A 19,689-nucleotide genomic window follows, 5' to 3' on the forward strand; every position below is an offset into this window, starting at 1 on the left:
GACCGAAGGGCGGTCACCCCGAGTGGGTGGCCGCCCTTCGGCGTGTCAGCGCCCGCTCTTCACGTGGGCCCGCAGGTGATGCAGCCGGGTGTGAACGTCGGGGTGCGAGTCCAGCAGTCGTGCGACGACTCCCTCGTCCTTGGCCGGTAGGTCCAGGGCTGCGGCGCGGGCCCGTGCGGCCTCTTCGCGCTCGTGTTCCTCGTGCAGCACTGTGATCAGCTGCGACGCGAAGCCGAGGTGCGCAGCGTGCTCGTCGGCGCGCAGCTCGGCGCGCCGGGACACGGCGGCTGCCAGGTAGGGCGTGAGGAAGGGCAGGAGGACCAGTCCATACGTGGCCGTCGCGAGGGCGACCGTGGCGGCGCCCACGAGGCCGATCAACACGGCCGCGATCCCCACGGGAATCCGGTCGACGCGGGAGGCGAGCATCCGGACCAGACGCCAGGTGAGTCGGCCGGGCAGCGCGTACCAGAAGGTGAGCAGTGAGGTCCAGGAGTGACCTCGGGTGTGGTGGCCGAGTTCGTGTGCGAGGACGCCTGCGAGCTGCGCGGCCGGCAGGTGCCTGAGTGAGTGTCGGGTGACACCGATGATGTGGCCGGCGGCGGCCATGGCGTTGACCCCATCGCTGTCCTCGACCCAAAGGTGGTATGCGGCCGAGTTCACCCCGGCGCGTGCGGTGACCTCGCGCCATACGGGGCGCAGTACGCGGTCCTCGTCGGGGGTCGGATGGCGCAGGCCGAACAGGCGGCGGGCGAGTATTCGCTCGCAGGGGCGGTGGAAGACAAGCCCGCCGCTCAGCACCCATGTGCCGCAGATGATCCACCAGGGTGGTCCTCCTAGCCTGTCGAGGAGGTGGGCCGCCCCGCAGACGACGGCCAGACTCGCGCAGGCGTGCGGGAGATGCAGTGCCAGGTGGCCGAGAGCGGTGCCGTCGGCACCACGCTGACGTGCCGCGATGACGATCCTTCCGGGACGCGGCGGTAGGCCCTCGTCGTGTGGGAGAGGTGGTTCCGGTTCAGCCGGGTTGCCGTGCTCGGAGCTGATGGGCATGACGCTTCCTTCCGGTACGAGTGGGCGGCGCGGCAGAAGGCTGGCTCACGTGAAAAGCAGGGACGCGGGCAGCAGAAGCGCAGCGCAGCCGAAGGCGATCAGCCCCGCACGGATCCAGAAGTGCTTGCGGGCCGCGATGCCGCTCGTCTCGGCAAGGGCGATCAGCATGCCGTGAGCAGGGTCGCGTCCGGTGTCCGCCAGGGCGGCGGAAAGGCGCCCGGACCTGGATGCCCTTCGTACGTCGCCGAAGTAGGTGAGAGGCCGTCCGGGAGCCCAACGGCTGGGGCGGTAGCGGGGGACGACCGCCAGCAGGGCGGCCAGCAGGGCCGTAAGCAGCAGGGCCGTGCCGGCCCACCACAGCACGGCAGCCGGTGCGGGAAGCGGGGCCGGACGCCAACGGGAATTGGCCAGCAAGGCGGTGGGAACGCCGGCCGACAGACCGAGCGCCGCCACCAGGACGGCTGCTTTGGCGTCAGCCCGGGCGATCTCCGCTCGGAGGTCGGTAAGCAAGTGTGCGCCGGCTTCCAGCAGGACGGCGTCCGACGACGGGCCGGTCGTGCTCACGTGCCCGACTCCGGCGTCGCCGCGGGAGGTGTCGACTCGCTCGCCGGTGATTGCGTAACGGGGTACGGCGGTGACTTCACCGCTGGGTCGGTGGCTCCCAGGATGGCGGTCATGCGGTCCGCGATGAGCTGGTGTGGCTCGTCCAGGTGGTGGTCCTCCAGCCGCTTGCTGTCCAGGGCCCGGTCGATCAGATGGAGCTGGGTCTCGACCAGTTTGGCCTGCTCGTCACGGAGGTGTCCGAGGACCAGCTGGGTGTCGTCGGGGTGTACCGACAGGTGCAGCGCGAGCGCGGCGATGCCACCGCGTTCCAGGTGATGCTCGTAGAAGCGGATCTTTTCCGCGGTGCGACTCGCCTCGTACGTCTGCTGAAGAACCGCCGCCTTGTGTTCGGGTTCCACGGCCTCCGCATCGTGCCGGGCGGTCCGCAGCCGCGCTTGGTGGTTCCGTTCGGACGCGTCGCGGCGCAGCCGGACCGAGCAAGCCGTGCGCAGACCCAGATCCTCACCGAGCCACGAGGTGTCGTTCACCACCTGTTGCACGGCCCGTTCGGCGGCCGCGCTCTCGTCGATGGGGTAACCACGACTGGCCGCGCGAAGCACGGGAAGCACTCTGCGGGTGACGAGTCCCGGCACGTCCCGCTCCTGGCTGCGGACGAACCGCTCCGCATCCATGACGCGCCAGGTGAGGTCCGCGGTGGCCTCGAACTCGAAACTGTCGACCTTGCTCGGCAGAAGCACGTTCAGCTGGAAGGCGTGGGGATCGGTGTCCACCTCGTACAGGGCGACATAGCGCCGTGTGGAGGCGGGGCGGGCCGGTGGCGGGAAGGTCTCGTACAACCCGGTGCGCGTGACGCAGACCAGCGCGTAGTCGATGCGTCCCATGAAGCGGCGGCGGCCGATGTGGAAGCGGGGGAGTTGCCAGACGGTGCGGACCGGGTCCTCGAAGGTGCGGGTCGGGGCCGGGGACGGCGGTGGTTGCCGGAACCAGTCGAGCTCGTCAGGTTGCTGGGGATGTTCCATGGTCTGCCTTCCGTGAGCGGTCAGGCGGGGGAGAGGTGCTTCAGCAGGCGGTCGGCGGCTGGAGAAGGGACGCCACCGGAGTCGCGGACCGTACGCAGCAGGTGGGTGATGCGCCGATGGTTGACGGGGGTTTCGGCGAGTTCGTACAGCAACGGGACGAGCGCCCGTTCCGACTCGGGGTCGGTGTCGGCCGTGCGTACCCAGCCGCGCAGTACGGCAAGGGCCTGCGCGGTGTGCGTCCGGTCGGCAAGGAGCGCGTCCCAGAACTGGACGAGGTGCCGCGTGACCGTCCTGTCTCCCGCTTCCAGAGCCTCCCTGTACCAGTCGAGGACCATGGGGCGTCCGCTGTCTTCCTCCTTCGACTGGGTGCAGGCCTGGAAGAAGGCCAGCAGCGCGTATGGGCGGGCCGTACGGTCGGTGTGGTCCGGGTCGAGCTGCTTGGCGAGTTGGGCCAGCACAGGGTTCTTCACGGCGAGAAGCAGCAGTTCCAAGGCGTCCGCGAACTGCTTGGTCGCCTCCGACGGCTTGTCGTCCTCGTTATCGACGTCGTTCTCGTCGGGCGGCTGCCGGCGAGCCGCGTCCAGGAGCGCTTCCAGGGCTTCCTCGTGGTGCACGGGGCCCAGCAGGCCGAAGGCTCGAATGGCGGTCCAGCGGCGGCTCTCCACCTCTCCGGTGCACCATTCATGCAGAATGCGCAGAACGGTAGGCACCTCCAGGAGCTGGGCCATGGTGAGCGCGTTGGCCGCCGCCAGCCAGGAGTGGGAGTCACGGGCGTCTGCCCACGGTTCGATGAGATGCGCCAGCGCGGACGAAAGGTCGAACTGGGCGAGCTGGGCGGCGGCGGAGGCAGCCCTGGTCCGCACCAGAGGGCGGCGGTCCTCGGCGAGTTTGCGCAGCCACTCGGCGACTGCGGGGCGGGCCGAGGGGTGACGGTTCCACACCTCCTCCAGCAGTAGAGGGGATGTCTGCCGGTCGCGGAATTCGGCGACGAAGGTGCCGATGACGGGTCCGTGTTCCGTGACCTCCGTACCCACGTAGCCCCTGGCGCGGGCAAGTCGCAGTCGTTCCTCGCGCGAGGTGCCAAAGACGGGGATGCGTGGAGCGTCGTGGGGGTCCTCGATCTTCTGCAATCGCACGAACAGGCTGTCGCCGACCTCCGCGGCCACCGCGTACGGGGCCTTGTCGAAGACCGCGAGCGAGATCAGGAAGGCCTTTTCCCGCAGGATGGGCTCGACCTCCGTGAGCCAGCGGGAGACTTGGCCGCGTACGGCGGCCGCCCCGTATGCGGCCAGCCGCCGTTCGTCGGTTTGACCGAGGTGCAGGGCGACGACTTCCTTCGCGAAGTGCTCGATCTGGCGCGGCGGGTGCTGCTGGGCGAGGAACTCCTTGACCGCCGCGCGTTCACGCAGTTGCGGCCAAGCGCTCTCGCCGGTCACCGGGGCGACGTGAGCGTGCAGTATGTCCTCGGCGGACGGGGGGTCCCACCGTACGGAGGAGATGTCTCCCAGCGCCGCCGACGGTTCCACGGTGATCACCAGGTAGGCCCCCCGGCGTTCCAGTTCCCGACGCAGTGCCAGGAGGTGCGGTTGCCGCAGAGGGCGGTTGCGGCTGACGGTCAGATCGCACAGGACGTGACCCGCGCCGGTGTCCAACTGGTCGGAGAGCGCGGGGAAGGCTGTGGGCGGCTCCAGCTCGAAGAATCGGTCGAGGCCGAGCCGGTGCAGCAGCATCAGCGCGGCGGTTCTGCGGCCCGTCTCCCGTCCGCCGGACAGGATGAGGAACCGCTCCGCCTTGAGTCGGGTGAGCACCTCGTCGAAGTCCTGAGCCTCCTGGAAGGCGCTGGCCAGTCTCTCCACCTCTGTCACGGGGACGGGACCGGGGGTGGCAACGGATGCTTCGGCCCGGCCGCCGCCGATGTGAATGATCGTGTCGCCGTAGTGCGAGCCGCCCGACTGGCCGAACTGGTCCCCGCCGACCAGGGTGGAGATGAACTCGGGGCCGTGCGCGATCAGGTCCCGGCGTGCTGCCCATGCCTTCTGGCGCGGTTGTTCCTGGCCTTCGGCGGACTCCTCCTGCTCTTTGCGCTCGCCGTCCTGCGCGGTCTCGTCGGCCTGCTTGGCCGGGGCCGCCACCTCCGCCTGGCTCATCGGCGCTCGTCCCGTTCGCGGCGGGTGAAGTCGAACCGCTGGCCGCCGTGGACCGTGCCTCCGCTCACGCCGTACTGGTCGCCGTGCACGTGGGTGGTGGCCGCGGGCCCGGAGAGGGCCGGGTCCGCGACCGGCGCAGAGTCCTCAGTGGCGGCCCGGGAGGCGTCTGCGTCGGACACCCCGTGCACCCAGGCCACCGTGGGCCCCTCCTTCGTCTCCACGGTGACGCGGCGGAACTCGTCCGGGCGTACGCCGAGCGGGCCGTGCCGCACGACTCCCGTGTAGATGCCGTCGGACACGCACAGCACACTGTGGTCGTCGCGCTGCTTGAGGGCGTCCCGCAGCGGGTCGGAGTTGAGCAGGCGCACGGCGTGATTGAGGTCCGAGCCGACCCAGCCGTCGAGTTCGTCGACCGCGACGTACCCGGCGGACAGCACCATGCGCAGCCGCATTCGGGCGCTGCTCGCGATGAGCCGGTTCTTGCTGTGCAGCAGGGCGGGAGCCTCGGTGAGCAGGGTCTTGACGAGCGCCGGGACCGAAGCCTGGACGTCGATGAGCTCCATCACGGCGTCACCGCGGTCCGCGCGCAGCCGCGCCGATTCGTCGATGCCCGCGGCGAGGAGTGTGGCGTCGACGACCTCGTACAGGAGTCGGCGCAGGAACGCCTGCTCCACGTCGTCGCGGGAGCCGAACTGCTCGATGTCGAAAAGGAGGATGGTGCGGTACATGGGGTCTGTCACGGTTCTTCCTCTCGTGCTTGCCTGATGAAGCAGCACGATGGCGGACGGACGACCGGTGTCAGAGGGCCGATGACACGGACCAAGTGTGACCGTGTGCACAGAAGACAGCCTGTACGACGGCCTGTCAGGCGGGCTGTCAGGCGGGCTGTCCCCCGATGATGCGACGCAGGATGTCGGGGCGCAGGACGACGATGCGTCGGCGTCGGGTGACCACGACGTGCCGGTCCCGCAGTTCCCTGAGGAGCCGGGCAACCGCCTCGCGCGAGGAGCCGACCGATCCGGCGAACTCCTGCTGGCTGAGGCCGATGGTCAGCTCGACGCCCTCGTCGGTGCGGGTTCCGTGCGTGCGGACCAGCTCCAGCAGAAGCACTGCCAGACGCTCACGCACCGTGAGGGCCGCCCACTCCAGCCGCCGGCGGTCGGTCGAGCGCTGCCGGTCGGTGGTCAGGCTCAGCAACCGCAGGGCGGCTCCGGGGTGTGCCGTGAGGAAGGCGGTGAAGCGGGGCTCGTCGATGACGACCGCTTCGACGGCGTCGAGCGCGGTGACGGTTGCCGAACGATGACGCCCGCTGAGGGCTGCGCCCTCGCCCACGATGTCTCCCGGCCCTCGAAGGGCCAGGAGGGCTTCGTAGCCGTTCGCCGCGATCGCCGTCACCTTGGTCCAGCCGTGCAGCAGGAGAAGTACATGCGAGGAGGGTTCGTCCTGGTGGAGGATGACGCTGCGGGCCCGGTAGCGCAGCGGCCGTCCGGCCCGGAGCAGGGCCGTGCGGTCCTCCTTCTCCAGTCGCGCGAGGAAGGGCACGCCGTCGTCGAACCCGTCGTCGTCCCAAGCGTGTGTCCGTCCGCCGGTCATCCCGCCGCCCCCGCGTTCGCTGTGCCAATGCCGCGCTTCGTAACCAGACAACGTACTTGACCAGGGCATACGGGCAACGGGCGACAATCGGCCGCCGTGGCTGAGAGGGCTCTTCGGGCGGCTACGGCACGCCCAGTTCGAAGATCACGTAGTGGGCGTACCAGCCGGAGGCGATCGACGCGGTGGTGAAGAAGACCACCAGGGTCGGGAGTTTGAGGCGGCTCAGGGCTGCTGCCGGGGCGAGGAGGAGGGGGAAGGCGGGGAGCAGGTAGCGCATCGTGTTGCCGAACATCTGCTGGGTGCCCAGGACCGTGACGATCGTCGCCAGGGTGTAGGCGACCAGGACCAGCGGGGGCCTCTTGCGCAGCATCAGGGCGATGAGGAAGGGCAGCGCCAGGACCAGCTGGAGGGAGAGCAGGTCCGGGGTGGAGAAGGCGAAGGGGTAGTCGCCGCGGCCCACCGCGAGGTTGCGCAGCACGTCCCAGGTGTAGGCGCCGTAGTCGAAGAAGTGCGCCCAGCCCTCGCGCTGGAGGGTGAAGTAGGCCGTGGCCTCGCCGGTGCTCCAGCCGACCCAGGCGATGTAGGAGAGCAGGCCGAGCGGCGCGACGAGCATCGCGTACACCGGGCCGCGTACGCCGTGCTCGCGCCGGGACGCGGGGCGGGCCAGGGTCACCAGCGCGGCGAGGCCCACGGCGCCTATGAGGACGGCGGAGGTGGGGCGGTTCAGGCCCGCGGTGAAGGCCAGCAGGCCCGCCGCCACCCAGCGCCCCTTCATCACGGCGTAGCAGGTCCAGGCGGCGATGGCGACGAACAGGGACTCGGAGTACACCGCCCACTCGACGCCCGCGCCGGGCGCCACCGCCCACAGTCCGGCCGCGACGGTGCCCGCCCGTGCTCCGGCGATCAGCGAGACCACGGCGTAGATCCCGGCCGCGGCGACGAACGACGTGAGGACGGAGACCAGGATCCCGGAGCCGTACAGGCCGAGGCCGGTGGACTCCGAGACCATGCGGATGAGCGCCGGGTAGAGCGGGAAGAACGCGACCGAGTTCTGCTGGACCGTGAACAGGCCGTCGCCGCCGAGCCGCACCAGGGAAGGGCTGTAGCCGTGCTCGGCGACCTGGAGGTACCACCAGCCGTCCCAGGTGGCCAGTACGTCCCACCAGTGGGCGCCGCCGCCGAAGCGCGGGTTCTTGCCCCGGAAGTCCCCGGCGTAGGTGAGGAGGGAGGCGAAGACCCCCAGGCCGACGAGCTTGGTGACGCCGTACAGCACCAGAGGGGCGAGATAGGGCCGCGCGCCGGCCGGGAGGGCGGGGGGCCAGCTCCGCCAGGAGCGGGCCGCGGTCCCGCCGGGACGGCGTTCGCCGGTGCCGGCCGGTCCGTCGGTCACCGTGTCGTCGGCAGCCGTGTCCATGGCTGTCATCCCCCTCGGGCCACCCTCAACCGTCAACTGCTGCCATAAGATCGCACAAGAGTCGCACATCTGTACTCAAGGTCATGCGGAGGGAGGCGCGGTGCCCGAGGGACGGGACGCGGAGCGGCACGAACCGGTCGTGCTGTCGGTCGTCATTCCGATGTTCAACGAGGAGGACGTCCTGCCCGCGCTGGTCACCAGGCTGCGGCCGGTCCTGACGGAGCTGGGCGTGCCGCACGAGGTCGTCGCCGTCGACGACGGCAGCGGCGACCGCACCCCCGAGCTGCTCGACGCCTTCCGGCTGGGCTGGCCGGAGCTGCGCGTGGTCGCCCTGCGGCGCAACTCCGGCCATCAGGCGGCCCTCACGGCGGGGCTGGACCGGGCCCGCGGCGCGTACGTGGTCAGCCTGGACGCCGACCTCCAGGACCCGCCGGAGAAGATCCCCGACATGCTGGCGCTGGCCCGTCGCGAGGGGCTGGACATCGTCTACGGCGTGCGCGCCGACCGCAGCAGCGACTCCGGGTTCAAGCGGTGGACGGCGGGCGTCTACTACCGCCTCATGCGGCGCCTGGCGGGCCCCTCCGTCCCGGCCCAGGCCGGCGACTTCCGGCTGCTCAGCCGGGCCGCCGTGGACGCCCTCAAGGCCCTTCCCGACCAGCAGCGGGTGTACCGCCTGCTGGTGCCCTGGCTGGGTTTCCCGAGCGGGCAGGTGACCTACGAGCGCGCTCCGCGCACGGCGGGCCGTACGAAGTACCCGCTGGGCCGGATGATCCGGCTGGCGGTCGACAGCGTCACCGGCTTCTCCGCGGCCCCGCTGCGCATCGCCACCTGGCTGGGCGGCGGTGCCTTCGTGGTGTGCCTGGGGCTGCTGGTCTACACCCTGACCGCGTTCGCCCTGGGGCGCACGGTCCCCGGCTGGACCTCGCTGTTCACCGGCATCGTCTTCATCGGCGCGGTGCAGCTGGTCTGCGTCGGACTGCTCGGCGAATACGTCGGGCGCATATACACGGCCGTGCAGAACCGGCCGACCTACTTCGTCCGCCACGACACGGCGGTGCCCGCACCGGTACCCGAACCCACGCCCACGCCCGCACCCGGAGCCGCGCCCGCACCCGGAGCCGCGCCCGCGCCCGCGTCGGACGGCACGGACGGCGAGGAGCGGCGCGTGCCGCTGCCGCGGGCCTGAGACCCGCCCCGTCGAACGGGGTAAAACGGTGCGAAACGGGCGGGGATGCCGGTGTCGCCCATTTGTTTTGACCGCAGCGAATGCGCTAGGTACGCTCAGACCTTGTGCCTGGGGTGTGCCCTGGCCCTCGTGCGTGTCTACAGCCGCACCGGGGGCCGTGCGTGGCCACCGCATTTCGCGTCTCCTTCCGCCTCGCGGCCGGAGTGCGCGACTTCGACACACCCGACCGCGTGGGTCGGTGGCGTTCCAGGTTAGCTTCACCATTCGGCACACAGAAACCGGAGAAGTAGTGCCTACGATCCAGCAGCTGGTCCGTAAGGGCCGGCAGGACAAGGTCGAGAAGAACAAGACGCCCGCACTCGAGGGATCCCCTCAGCGCCGTGGCGTCTGCACGCGTGTGTTCACGACCACCCCGAAGAAGCCGAACTCGGCCCTGCGTAAGGTCGCGCGTGTGCGTCTGACCAGCGGGATCGAGGTCACCGCTTACATTCCGGGTGAGGGGCACAACCTGCAGGAGCACTCCATCGTGCTCGTGCGCGGCGGCCGTGTGAAGGACCTGCCGGGTGTTCGCTACAAGATCATCCGCGGCTCCCTCGACACCCAGGGTGTCAAGAACCGCAAGCAGGCCCGCAGCCGCTACGGCGCCAAGAAGGAGAAGTAAGAATGCCTCGTAAGGGCCCCGCCCCGAAGCGCCCGGTCATCATCGACCCGGTCTACGGTTCTCCTCTGGTGACCTCCCTGATCAACAAGGTGCTGCTGAACGGCAAGCGCTCCACCGCCGAGCGCATCGTCTACGGCGCCATGGAGGGCCTGCGCGAGAAGACCGGCAACGACCCGGTCATCACGCTCAAGCGCGCTCTCGAGAACATCAAGCCGACCCTCGAGGTCAAGTCCCGCCGTGTCGGTGGTGCGACGTACCAGGTGCCGATCGAGGTCAAGCCCGGCCGCGCCAACACCCTCGCGCTGCGCTGGCTGGTCGGTTACTCCCGCGCCCGTCGCGAGAAGACCATGACCGAGCGTCTGCTCAACGAGCTCCTCGACGCCTCCAACGGCCTGGGTGCCGCTGTGAAGAAGCGCGAGGACACGCACAAGATGGCCGAGTCCAACAAGGCCTTCGCGCACTACCGCTGGTAGTCGCTACCCACATCGAGACCGAGAGAAGACTGAAGCCTTATGGCTACCACTTCACTTGACCTGGCCAAGGTCCGCAACATCGGGATCATGGCCCACATCGACGCGGGCAAGACGACCACCACCGAGCGGATCCTGTTCTACACCGGTGTGTCGTACAAGATCGGTGAGGTCCACGACGGTGCCGCCACAATGGACTGGATGGAGCAGGAGCAGGAGCGTGGCATCACGATCACGTCTGCTGCGACCACCTGTCACTGGCCGCTCGAGGACAACGACTACACGATCAACATCATCGACACCCCGGGGCACGTCGACTTCACCGTCGAGGTGGAGCGTTCCCTGCGTGTGCTCGACGGTGCCGTGACCGTGTTCGACGGTGTCGCCGGTGTCGAGCCGCAGTCCGAGACGGTGTGGCGTCAGGCCGACCGCTACGGCGTGCCGCGTATCTGCTTCGTCAACAAGCTGGACCGCACCGGCGCCGAGTTCCACCGCTGCGTGGAGATGATCTCGGACCGCCTGGGTGCCCAGCCGCTGGTCATGCAGCTCCCGATCGGTGCCGAGGCCGACTTCAAGGGCGTCGTGGACCTGGTCCGCATGAAGGCGCTCGTGTGGTCCGCCGAGGCCGCCAAGGGCGAGATGTACGACGTCGTCGACATCCCGGCCACGCACACCGAGGCCGCCGAGGAGTGGCGCGGCAAGCTGGTCGAGGCCGTCGCGGAGAACGACGAAGAGGTCATGGAGCTGTTCCTGGAGGGCCAGGAGCCCACCGAGGAGCAGCTGTACGCCGCGATCCGTCGCATCACCATCGCCTCCGGCAAGTCCAGCGACACCACGGTCACCCCGGTGTTCTGCGGCACCGCGTTCAAGAACAAGGGCGTCCAGCCCCTGCTCGACGCGGTCGTGCGCTACCTGCCGACCCCCCTCGACGTCGAGGCCATCGAGGGCCACGACGTCAAGGACCCCGAGGTCGTCGTCAAGCGCAAGCCGTCGGAGGACGAGCCGCTCGCCGCGCTCGCCTTCAAGATCATGAGCGACCCGCACCTCGGCAAGCTCACCTTCGTCCGGGTGTACTCCGGCCGCCTGGAGTCCGGCACCGCGGTGCTGAACTCCGTCAAGGGCCGCAAGGAGCGCATCGGCAAGATCTACCGCATGCACGCCAACAAGCGTGAGGAGATCGAGTCGGTGGGCGCCGGTGACATCGTCGCCGTGATGGGTCTGAAGCAGACCACCACCGGTGAGACGCTGTCCGACGACAAGAGCCCGGTGATCCTGGAGTCCATGGACTTCCCGGCGCCGGTCATCCAGGTCGCCATCGAGCCCAAGTCGAAGGGCGACCAGGAGAAGCTCGGCGTCGCGATCCAGCGCCTGGCCGAGGAGGACCCGTCCTTCCAGGTCCACACGAACGAGGAGACGGGCCAGACCATCATCGGTGGTATGGGCGAGCTGCACCTCGAGGTGCTGGTCGACCGCATGCGCCGTGAGTTCAAGGTCGAGGCCAACGTCGGCAAGCCCCAGGTCGCCTACCGCGAGACGATCCGCAAGGCCGTCGAGCGCGTGGACTACACCCACAAGAAGCAGACCGGTGGTACCGGTCAGTTCGCCAAGGTGCAGATCGCGATCGAGCCGATCGAGGGCGGCGACGCCTCGTACGAGTTCGTGAACAAGGTCACCGGTGGCCGCATCCCGAAGGAGTACATCCCTTCGGTGGACGCCGGTGCGCAGGAGGCCATGCAGTTCGGCATCCTGGCCGGCTACGAGATGACGGGCGTCCGCGTCACGCTCATCGACGGTGGCTACCACGAGGTCGACTCCTCCGAGCTCGCCTTCAAGATCGCCGGTTCGCAGGCCTTCAAGGAGGCCGCGCGCAAGGCTTCGCCGGTGCTCCTGGAGCCGATGATGGCCGTCGAGGTCACCACGCCCGAGGACTACATGGGTGACGTCATCGGCGACATCAACTCCCGCCGTGGCCAGATCCAGGCCATGGAGGAGCGGATGGGTGCCCGCGTCGTGAAGGGCCTCGTGCCGCTGTCGGAGATGTTCGGCTACGTCGGAGACCTCCGCAGCAAGACGTCGGGTCGCGCAAGCTACTCGATGCAGTTCGACTCCTACGCCGAGGTTCCCCGGAACGTCGCCGAGGAGATCATCGCGAAGGCCAAGGGCGAGTAACGGGCTACTCCGTTCAACGGACCCCGTTCTCACGCTTTAGGCTTGACCCCGGAGCCTGCATGGGGCATTCCGCCGTGAACCCGGTGGAATGCCCCGGGCCCGGGTTTCCCAGCAAAGATCACCTGGCGCCGATGAGTAAGGCGTACAGAACCACTCCACAGGAGGACCCCAGTGGCGAAGGCGAAGTTCGAGCGGACTAAGCCGCACGTCAACATCGGCACCATCGGTCACATCGACCACGGTAAGACGACCCTCACGGCCGCCATTACCAAGGTGCTGCACGACGCGTACCCGGACCTGAACGAGGCCTCGGCCTTCGACCAGATCGACAAGGCTCCCGAGGAGCGCCAGCGCGGTATCACCATCTCCATCGCGCACGTCGAGTACCAGACGGAGACCCGTCACTACGCCCACGTCGACTGCCCCGGTCACGCGGACTACATCAAGAACATGATCACGGGTGCGGCGCAGATGGACGGCGCCATCCTCGTGGTCGCCGCCACCGACGGCCCGATGCCGCAGACCAAGGAGCACGTGCTTCTGGCCCGCCAGGTCGGCGTTCCGTACATCGTCGTCGCCCTGAACAAGGCCGACATGGTGGACGACGAGGAGATCCTGGAGCTCGTCGAGCTCGAGGTGCGTGAGCTCCTCTCCGAGTACGAGTTCCCGGGCGACGAGCTTCCGGTCGTCAAGGTCTCCGCTCTGAAGGCCCTCGAGGGCGACAAGGAGTGGGGCAACTCGGTCCTCGAGCTCATGAAGGCCGTGGACGAGGCCATCCCGGAGCCCGAGCGCGACGTCGACAAGCCGTTCCTGATGCCGATCGAGGACGTCTTCACCATCACCGGTCGCGGTACGGTCGTCACCGGCCGCATCGAGCGTGGTGTCCTCAAGGTCAACGAGACCGTCGACATCATCGGCATCAAGACCGAGAAGACCACCACCACGGTCACCGGCATCGAGATGTTCCGCAAGCTCCTCGACGAGGGCCAGGCCGGTGAGAACGTCGGTCTGCTCCTCCGTGGCATCAAGCGCGAGGACGTCGAGCGCGGCCAGGTCATCATCAAGCCGGGCTCGGTCACCCCGCACACCGAGTTCGAGGCCCAGGCCTACATCCTGTCGAAGGACGAGGGTGGCCGTCACACCCCCTTCTTCAACAACTACCGTCCGCAGTTCTACTTCCGTACGACGGACGTGACCGGCGTCGTGACCCTCCCCGAGGGCACCGAGATGGTCATGCCGGGTGACAACACCGAGATGAAGGTGGAGCTCATCCAGCCCGTCGCCATGGAAGAGGGCCTGAAGTTCGCCATCCGCGAGGGTGGCCGGACCGTGGGCGCCGGCCAGGTCACCAAGATCAACAAGTAAGCTCCGCTTGCTTGTCGGTCAACGCGACCTGACATGGGCTGATGCCTGAAAGGGCCCGTACGACTCCGGTCGTACGGGCCCTTTCGTCGTTCCCTACCGTTCCACGCCGTTCCCTACCGTTCCATGCCGTTCCCTGCCGTTCCCTGCCGGTTCCACCGGCCGTCATCCGCGCAGGCCGGCGGAGCCCACCGCCCGGCGGCGCAGGGCCAGGCCGGCCGGGACCACCGAGGCGACCACCGCGAGCACGGCGCAGGCGCCGGCCGCCGTCCCGACGGCCGCCCACGGCACCACCGGCGCGGCGGGGACCGAGAGCAGGCGCAGCGCCGCCCCCATCCCGGCCAGGTCGAGCCCGGCGACGAGCAGCCCGAGGAGGGCCCCGGCCGCCGCCACCGTCAGCGACTCCACGGCGACGAGCCGCAGCACCTGTCCGTCGGTGGCCCCGGCGAGCCGCAGTACCGCCAGGTCGCGGACCCGGTCGGACGTCGCCATCACCAGGGTGTTGACCACGGAGATCCCGGTGTAGAGCAGGGCGATGCCGAGGACCAGGAGAAGGCCCGCCCGCGTCGCGCCCCGGGACCCGGGCGAGGCCGCCGCGGCCCACTCGTCCCCGCTCGACACCCGGCCGCCGGTCGCCGCCACCGCCCCGCGCAGCCCGGCGGCCACCGCGTGGGCGTCGGCGCCGTCGGCGAGGGCCACGTCCACCCGGTCGACGGGGGCGCCGGCGGCGTTGGCCGCGGTGACGTAGACGCCGTTGTCACCGGTGCCGGTGCGCAGCACCGCGGCGATGCGCAGCGTCTTCGCCGTGCCGTCCCCGAGCCGGACCCGCACGCTCCGGCCGACCGTGTGCTGCTCCCACTCCTCGTTCACGACGACCGAGTGGTCGTCCAGGTCGGTGACCCGCCCCCGTGCGACCGGGAGCCGGGCGGTCGCGGCGAGGGCGCCGGAGTCGGCGACGGCACGCGCGTCGGAGCGGATCAGGGCCACGCCGTCCTCCAGGGCGTACACCGCGCTCGACGCGCTCGGGGAGATCCGGGCCGCCCCCGGCACCGCGCGCAGGCGCTCCACGGCCGCCGCGTCGAAGCCCGACCCGGCCGGGGCCGCGACCACGAAGTCGGCGGTGGTCCGCTCCCGGGTCTCGGCGGCCCTCGCCCCGTCCAGCGTCGCGACGGCGCCCAGCAGCGAGCCCGTGAGCGCGACCGTGGCCAGCACCGGCGCCGCGACGGCCGCGGTACGGCGGACACCGGCCGCGGCGTTCTCCCGGACGAGCAGGCCGGTGGCGCCCGGCAGACGGGCCGGCAGCCAGGTCAGCAGCCGGGTCAGCGGGCGCACCACGACCGGGGCGAGCAGCGCGGCAGCGGCGATCAGCAGCATCGGGCGCGTCACATAGGTCTTGCGGTGCAGCAGGTCGCCGGGGTCGTCCACGAGGGCGAGGCCGAGGGTCACCAGGGCGGTCAGCCCCAGGCCCAGTCCCGACAGCCACCGCCCGCGGGTCATCGCCCCGGCGTCCACCGACGCCTCCCGCAAGGCCTCGGCCGGTGCGGTGCGCCCCGCCCGCCAGGACGCCGCGACCACGCCGCACAGAGCGGTCAGCAGGCCGGTCCAGAAGGCCAGGTGAAAGGGCCAGGTGTGGTCGCCGAGGGCGAACCAGGACGGGGCCAGGCCCTCGTCGACCACCCGGCGCACCAGCGGCGGCGCACCGTACGCGCCGAGCACGCAGCCCGTGCCGGAGGCGAGTACGCCGACCAGCGCGGCCTCGGCGACCACCGTCCGGCGGAGCTGCCCCGGCGTGGCCCCCGCCGTGCGCAGCAGCCCGAACTCGCGGCGGCGCTGGGCGACCGCGAAGGCGAAGGTGGACGCCACGACGAACACCGACACGAAGGCGGTGACGCCGCCGGCCGTGCCGAACAGGGCGTTCAGGGCGGTGAGCGCCTCGGCGTCCCGGTCGGGGTCGGCGTCCGCGTACCGCCGCTCGTCCCCGGTGAGCACCCGGACACCGGCGCTGCCCGGCACCGAGTCCCGTACGGCGTCCCGTACCGCCTCCCGTACGGCGGACGCCTCCGCGTCGACCGCCGACTGGACGCTGAGCGGAGCGAGTTCGGCGGCCCGCGCGTCGGTGAAGAAGACGGCATCCTCGAAACCGAGGCCGGGCACGGTCCCCACCACCCGCAGGGTGCCCCGGTCCGTGCGCACCCGCTCGCCCGGGGCGGCCCAGCCGCCGGTGACGACGACCTCGCCGGCGGTGCGGGGTGCGCGGCCCGTGTCGATCCGGTACGGGGCGAACGCGGCCGTGGACCAGGGGTGGCCCACCAGCTCACCGGGGCCGTGCCCGCCCCGGACGCGTACCGGGAAGGACCGGTCCGCGACGACGGTGCCGAGCCGCTCCAGGCGGGCCAGGACGGCGCCGGGCACGGCCCGCGGCAGCGCCAGCCGCTGCGTACGCTCCCCGGCGGGCGTCGGCACCCGCAGGGTGTCCTGCCCCCGCACCACCACGGGCGCGGCGGCGAAGCGTTCCGGTGCCCGGTCGGGGGAGTCCAGCGAGGCGGCCAGCGCAAGCCCCGTGACGGTGAGCAGCGCGACACCCAGCGCCAACGCCACGAAGCTCCCGACGAAGGTGACCCAACGGGCGCGCAGGGTGCACAGGGTGAGGGTCAGCACGGGGTGGCCTCCGGGTGGGGTGGGTGGAGCGTGGCTCGCGGGTGGGGTGGGGCGGTGGTCGGCACGGGGTGGGCTCCGGCCGGGGTGGGGGTGGGGTGGCCGGTGCCAATGCCGGTGCCGGTGCCGGTGTGGTGTGGGTGCCGGTGCCGGTGCCGGTGCCGGTGCCGGTGCCGGTGGGGGTGAGGGCGGGGGAGCGGGGGGTGCGGGGCGGTGGTCAGCACGGGGTGGGCTCCAGGTGGGTCATGCGGGCGGCGATGACATCGGCTCCGGCGCCGGTCAGTTCGTCGTGGACGCGGCCGTCGACCAGGAACAGCACGCGGTCGGCGCGGGCGGCGGCCACCGGGTCGTGGGTGACCATGACGACCGTCTGGCCGTCGACGTCGACCATGCCGCGCAGCAGGGCCAGCACCTCGCGGCCGGTGTGCGAGTCCAACGCCCCCGTCGGCTCGTCGGCGAACAGCACCTCCGGGCGGGTGATCAACGCCCTGGCCAGTGCGACGCGTTGCTGCTGGCCGCCGGACAACTCGGTGGGCCGGTGCCGGGCGCGGTCGGCGAGACCCACCCGGCGCAGCACCTCGCGCACCCGCCCGCGGGGAGGGCGGCGTCCGGCCAGCCGCAGGGGGAGGGCGACGTTCTGCTCGGCGGTCAGGGACGGCAGCAGGTTGAACGCCTGGAAGACGAAGCCGACGCGTTCCCGGCGCAGCAGGGTCAGCCGCCGCTCGCTCAGCCCGGTCAGCTCGGTGCCGCCGAGGACGACCGACCCCGACGTGGGCCGGTCGAGACCGGCCGCGCACTGCAGGAGGGTCGACTTGCCCGAGCCGGAGGGGCCCATCACCGCGGTGAACGTACCCCGGCGGAAGCCGGCGGAGACGGCGTCGAGGGCCGTCACCGCGCTGTCGCCCACCCCGTACCGCCGGCTCACGGCGCGCAGCCGGACCGCGTCGTCGTCCGTGGGGGTGGTGTGGGTGATGTGGTCGGTGAGGTCCGTGCGGTCTGTGCGATCTGTGTGGCTGCTGCGGTCCGTGCGGCCTGTGTTGCTGCTGCGGTCGGTGCGTTCCGTGCGTTCCGTGCGGCCTTTGTGGCTCGTGCGGTCGATGTGGCCGGTGTCGTTCATGTGTCCCCGTCCGCCGGGCGCCGGGAAGGGCGCCTGCCTGGTCACTCGCTGACCGGCACCACGAAACCGCCCGCGGCGGTCCCGGCGCAGTGCGGCAGGGGCGAGAACGGGGGTGGGGCGGGCCATACCCCCCGCACGCCCACTGGACCGATGGTGGCGCCGCACGCACGGGTCCTACGGTGATCCGCATGCACCCCGGCCCCGATCCCCGCTCCCGACTCCGTCCGCGCACCGTGTGGCAGGCCCGCTCCCGACTCCGTCCGCGCACCGTGTGGCAGGCCCGCTCCCGACTCCGTCCGCGGACCGTGTGGCAGGCCCTGCCCGCCCGCGGCTACCTGCTCTCGGCGTGGCCCTGGCGCGCCGTCGCCTACCTGGTGAGCGGGGCGGTGGCCGGTGCCCTGGTCCTGGTGGGGCTCGTGGCCGCCCTCGTCCTCGCGGGCGTGCTCTCGGTCGTCCTGGTGGGCCTGCCGCTGCTGGTGCTCACCGCCCTGGCCGGCATCCCCGTGGCCCGCCTGGAGCGGCACCGGCTGCGCCTGGTCGACCGCGCCCCCGCACCCGCCCGCCGGGTACGGCAGCCGCCCGCGACCGGCCCCTGGCCCTGGCTGGTCACCCGGCTGCGCGAGCGGGCGACCTGGCGGGAGCTGGGCCACGCGTCGCTGTTCGCCGTGCTGCTGTGGCCGCTGGACGCCGTGGTCGTCGCGTTCGCCCTGGCGGCACCGCTCCACCTGGCCGCCACCCCGCTGGTGATGGCCTCGTACGGCGGGGGCGAGGAGGCGAAGGTCCTCAAGCAGTGGACGGTCACCACCTGGCCGGCCGCGACCGGCGTCGCGGTGCTCGGGCTGCTGCTCCTCGCCCTCGGCGGCTACGCGCTGGGTCTGGCGGCGGGCGCGCGCGCCGAGCTGGCCCGCGTCCTCGTGGGCGCCCCGCGCGAGGGCGATCCGGAGGCCAGGGTCGTCGAACTCACCCGCTCCCGGGTGCGGTTGGTGGACGCCTTCGAGGCCGAGCGGCGCCGGATCGAACGCGACCTGCACGACGGTGCCCAGCAGCGCCTGGTCGCCCTGACCATGGCTCTCGGCCTGGCCCGTCTGGACGCCCCGCCGGGGCCGCTGGCCGACCAGCTCGCCAAGGCGCACGGCGAGGCGGGCAAGGCCCTGGAGGAGCTGCGCGAACTCATCCACGGCATCCACCCCAAGGTCCTCGCCGACTACGGCCTGCCGGCGGCCGTCGCCGACGCCGCCGACCGGTCCGCCGTCCCCGTCGACGTCGCCCTGGAGCTGCCCGGACGGCTGCCCCAGGCGGTGGAGGCCGCCGCCTACTTCGTGGTCTGCGAGGCCCTCGCCAACATCGGCCGGCACAGCGGCGCCTCCCGCGCGGAGGTGACCGGCGGCCACCGCGACGGGCGGCTCGTCCTGCGGGTCGGTGACGACGGCCGGGGCGGGGCCGACGCGGCGGCGGGCAGCGGGCTGACCGGGCTCGCCGACCGGGTATCGGTCCTGGATGGCAGACTCTCCCTGTCCAGCCCGCCGGGCGGACCGACCCTGCTGAGCGTGGAGATTCCTTGCGATCCTTGCGGCCCTCGCGATCCTTGCGCGTAGTACTGGCCGAGGACAGCGTGCTGCTGCGGGACGGCCTGACCGGCCTGCTCACCCGCTTCGGTCACGAGGTCGTGGCAGCCGTCGGCGACGCGGACGCCCTCGTCGCGGCCGTGACGGAGCACGCCCCGGACGTCGTCGTCACGGATGTGCGCATGCCGCCCGGCTTCCAGGACGAGGGCCTGCACGCGGCCGTACGCCTGCGCGGGGAGCGGCCCACGCTGCCCGTGCTCGTCCTCAGCCAGTACGTGCAACGGGCCTACGCGGCCGAGCTGCTGGACTCCGGCGACGGCACCGGCGTGGGCTACCTGCTCAAGGACCGGGTCGGCCAGGTCGAGGAGTTCGTCGAGGCGCTGGCCGAGGTCGCCGAGGGCGGCACGGTCGTCGACCCGGAGGTGGTACGCCAGTTGCTGCGCCGCCGCCGGGACCCCCTGGAGCGGCTCAGCCCGCGCGAGCGCGAGGTGCTCGCGTTGATCGCTCAGGGCAGGTCCAACGCGGCCATCGCCCGCGAACTCGTCGTATCCGAGGCGGCCGTGGGCAAGCACATCGGCAGCATCCTCACCAAGCTCGACCTGCCCCCGGCGACCGAGACCCACCGCAGGGTGCTGGCGGTGCTGACGTATCTCCGCGCGTGACGCGGACGCGACCATGACGCCGACGCCGACGCCGACGCCGACGCCGACGCCGACGCCG

16 protein-coding genes are annotated in these 19,689 nt (G+C 71.3%); 7 read left to right on the top strand and 9 right to left on the bottom strand.

Annotation, left to right across the window (positions count from 1 at the left end; translation table 11 throughout):
• Positions 1–45: 45 nt before the first annotated feature.
• From IE94_RS0101155 to IE94_RS0101185, 7 genes are all read right to left on the bottom strand, one after another.
• The gene (locus IE94_RS0101155; protein ID WP_030145444.1) at positions 46–1,047 is read right to left on the bottom strand and encodes a M48 family metalloprotease; all 1,002 of its coding nucleotides are present in this window, start codon (positions 1,045–1,047) and stop codon (positions 46–48) included.
• Between the two features lie 45 nt (positions 1,048–1,092).
• Positions 1,093–1,611 (bottom strand): Pycsar system effector family protein, encoded by a 519-nt coding sequence (locus IE94_RS0101160; RefSeq protein WP_051777150.1) that lies wholly within the window; start codon positions 1,609–1,611, stop codon positions 1,093–1,095.
• Complete coding sequence (locus tag IE94_RS0101165; protein ID WP_063829697.1) at positions 1,608–2,630, bottom strand: SPFH domain-containing protein; 1,023 nt, start codon at positions 2,628–2,630, stop codon at positions 1,608–1,610. Before IE94_RS0101165 ends, IE94_RS0101160 begins: the two co-directional genes overlap by 4 nt.
• A 20-nt stretch (positions 2,631–2,650) precedes the next feature.
• The gene (locus IE94_RS0101170; protein ID WP_030145447.1) at positions 2,651–4,777 is read right to left on the bottom strand and encodes a hypothetical protein; all 2,127 of its coding nucleotides are present in this window, start codon (positions 4,775–4,777) and stop codon (positions 2,651–2,653) included.
• On the bottom strand, positions 4,774–5,517 hold the full coding sequence (locus tag IE94_RS0101175; protein WP_209441019.1) for a hypothetical protein: 744 nt from the start codon (positions 5,515–5,517) through the stop codon (positions 4,774–4,776). The genes IE94_RS0101170 and IE94_RS0101175 overlap by 4 nt, the downstream gene beginning before the upstream one ends.
• Positions 5,518–5,653: 136 nt before the next feature.
• Positions 5,654–6,370, bottom strand: coding sequence for a Crp/Fnr family transcriptional regulator (locus IE94_RS0101180; RefSeq protein ID WP_030145449.1), 717 nt, complete (start codon positions 6,368–6,370; stop codon positions 5,654–5,656).
• 121 nt (positions 6,371–6,491) lie between these two features.
• Positions 6,492–7,793: a hypothetical protein gene (locus tag IE94_RS0101185; protein WP_106977674.1), complete on the bottom strand. Its 1,302-nt coding sequence runs from the start codon at positions 7,791–7,793 to the stop codon at positions 6,492–6,494.
• Between the two features lie 91 nt (positions 7,794–7,884).
• Between IE94_RS0101185 and IE94_RS0101190 the strand changes: the two genes are divergently transcribed.
• From IE94_RS0101190 to tuf, 5 genes are all read left to right on the top strand, one after another.
• Positions 7,885–8,970 carry a glycosyltransferase family 2 protein gene (locus IE94_RS0101190; protein ID WP_245235145.1) on the top strand — a complete coding sequence of 362 codons (1,086 nt, stop codon included), beginning with the start codon at positions 7,885–7,887 and terminating at the stop codon, positions 8,968–8,970.
• Positions 8,971–9,259: 289 nt separating this feature from the next.
• Positions 9,260–9,631, top strand: a complete 372-nt coding sequence (gene rpsL / locus IE94_RS0101195; protein ID WP_003948652.1) for a 30S ribosomal protein S12 — start codon at positions 9,260–9,262, stop codon at positions 9,629–9,631.
• A gap of 2 nt (positions 9,632–9,633) precedes the next feature.
• The gene (gene rpsG, locus IE94_RS0101200) at positions 9,634–10,104 is read left to right on the top strand and encodes a 30S ribosomal protein S7 (protein WP_003974303.1); all 471 of its coding nucleotides are present in this window, start codon (positions 9,634–9,636) and stop codon (positions 10,102–10,104) included.
• 39 nt (positions 10,105–10,143) lie between these two features.
• Positions 10,144–12,270, top strand: coding sequence for an elongation factor G (gene fusA, locus IE94_RS0101205; RefSeq protein ID WP_030145452.1), 2,127 nt, complete (start codon positions 10,144–10,146; stop codon positions 12,268–12,270).
• Between the two features lie 171 nt (positions 12,271–12,441).
• Positions 12,442–13,635 carry an elongation factor Tu gene (tuf, locus tag IE94_RS0101210; protein ID WP_030145453.1) on the top strand — a complete coding sequence of 398 codons (1,194 nt, stop codon included), beginning with the start codon at positions 12,442–12,444 and terminating at the stop codon, positions 13,633–13,635.
• A gap of 162 nt (positions 13,636–13,797) precedes the next feature.
• Here the strand turns inward: tuf and IE94_RS0101215 are convergent, their stop codons facing one another.
• Together IE94_RS0101215 and IE94_RS0101220 are read right to left on the bottom strand one after the other, a co-directional pair.
• Positions 13,798–16,290 carry an ABC transporter permease gene (locus IE94_RS0101215; protein ID WP_030145454.1) on the bottom strand — a complete coding sequence of 831 codons (2,493 nt, stop codon included), beginning with the start codon at positions 16,288–16,290 and terminating at the stop codon, positions 13,798–13,800.
• Positions 16,291–16,504: 214 nt separating this feature from the next.
• Complete coding sequence (locus IE94_RS0101220; protein WP_078606367.1) at positions 16,505–17,404, bottom strand: ABC transporter ATP-binding protein; 900 nt, start codon at positions 17,402–17,404, stop codon at positions 16,505–16,507.
• Positions 17,405–17,592: 188 nt separating this feature from the next.
• Between IE94_RS0101220 and IE94_RS0101225 the strand changes: the two genes are divergently transcribed.
• Together IE94_RS0101225 and IE94_RS0101230 are read left to right on the top strand one after the other, a co-directional pair.
• The gene (locus IE94_RS0101225) at positions 17,593–18,999 is read left to right on the top strand and encodes a sensor histidine kinase (RefSeq protein WP_078606368.1); all 1,407 of its coding nucleotides are present in this window, start codon (positions 17,593–17,595) and stop codon (positions 18,997–18,999) included.
• On the top strand, positions 18,972–19,631 hold the full coding sequence (locus tag IE94_RS0101230; RefSeq protein WP_030145457.1) for a response regulator transcription factor: 660 nt from the start codon (positions 18,972–18,974) through the stop codon (positions 19,629–19,631). The genes IE94_RS0101225 and IE94_RS0101230 overlap by 28 nt, the downstream gene beginning before the upstream one ends.
• The last annotated feature ends 58 nt before the right edge of the window (positions 19,632–19,689 follow it).

The sequence above is a fragment of the Streptomyces violaceorubidus genome (assembly GCF_000717995.1).
GTDB lineage: Bacteria > Actinomycetota > Actinomycetes > Streptomycetales > Streptomycetaceae > Streptomyces > Streptomyces violaceorubidus.

Excerpts from the sequence above, each read along its gene's own strand:
- IE94_RS0101165 (WP_063829697.1), bottom strand. The coding sequence starts at position 2,630 with ATGGAACATCCCCAGCAACCTGACGAGCTCGACTGGTTCCGGCAACCA.
- IE94_RS0101180 (WP_030145449.1), bottom strand. The coding sequence starts at position 6,370 with ATGACCGGCGGACGGACACACGCTTGGGACGACGACGGGTTCGACGAC.
- IE94_RS0101220 (WP_078606367.1), bottom strand. The coding sequence starts at position 17,404 with ATGAACGACACCGGCCACATCGACCGCACGAGCCACAAAGGCCGCACG.
- IE94_RS0101225 (WP_078606368.1), top strand. The coding sequence starts at position 17,593 with ATGCACCCCGGCCCCGATCCCCGCTCCCGACTCCGTCCGCGCACCGTG.
- IE94_RS0101170 (WP_030145447.1), bottom strand. The coding sequence starts at position 4,777 with ATGAGCCAGGCGGAGGTGGCGGCCCCGGCCAAGCAGGCCGACGAGACC.
- rpsG (WP_003974303.1), top strand. The coding sequence starts at position 9,634 with ATGCCTCGTAAGGGCCCCGCCCCGAAGCGCCCGGTCATCATCGACCCG.
- fusA (WP_030145452.1), top strand. The coding sequence starts at position 10,144 with ATGGCTACCACTTCACTTGACCTGGCCAAGGTCCGCAACATCGGGATC.
- IE94_RS0101155 (WP_030145444.1), bottom strand. The coding sequence starts at position 1,047 with ATGCCCATCAGCTCCGAGCACGGCAACCCGGCTGAACCGGAACCACCT.
- IE94_RS0101185 (WP_106977674.1), bottom strand. The coding sequence starts at position 7,793 with ATGACAGCCATGGACACGGCTGCCGACGACACGGTGACCGACGGACCG.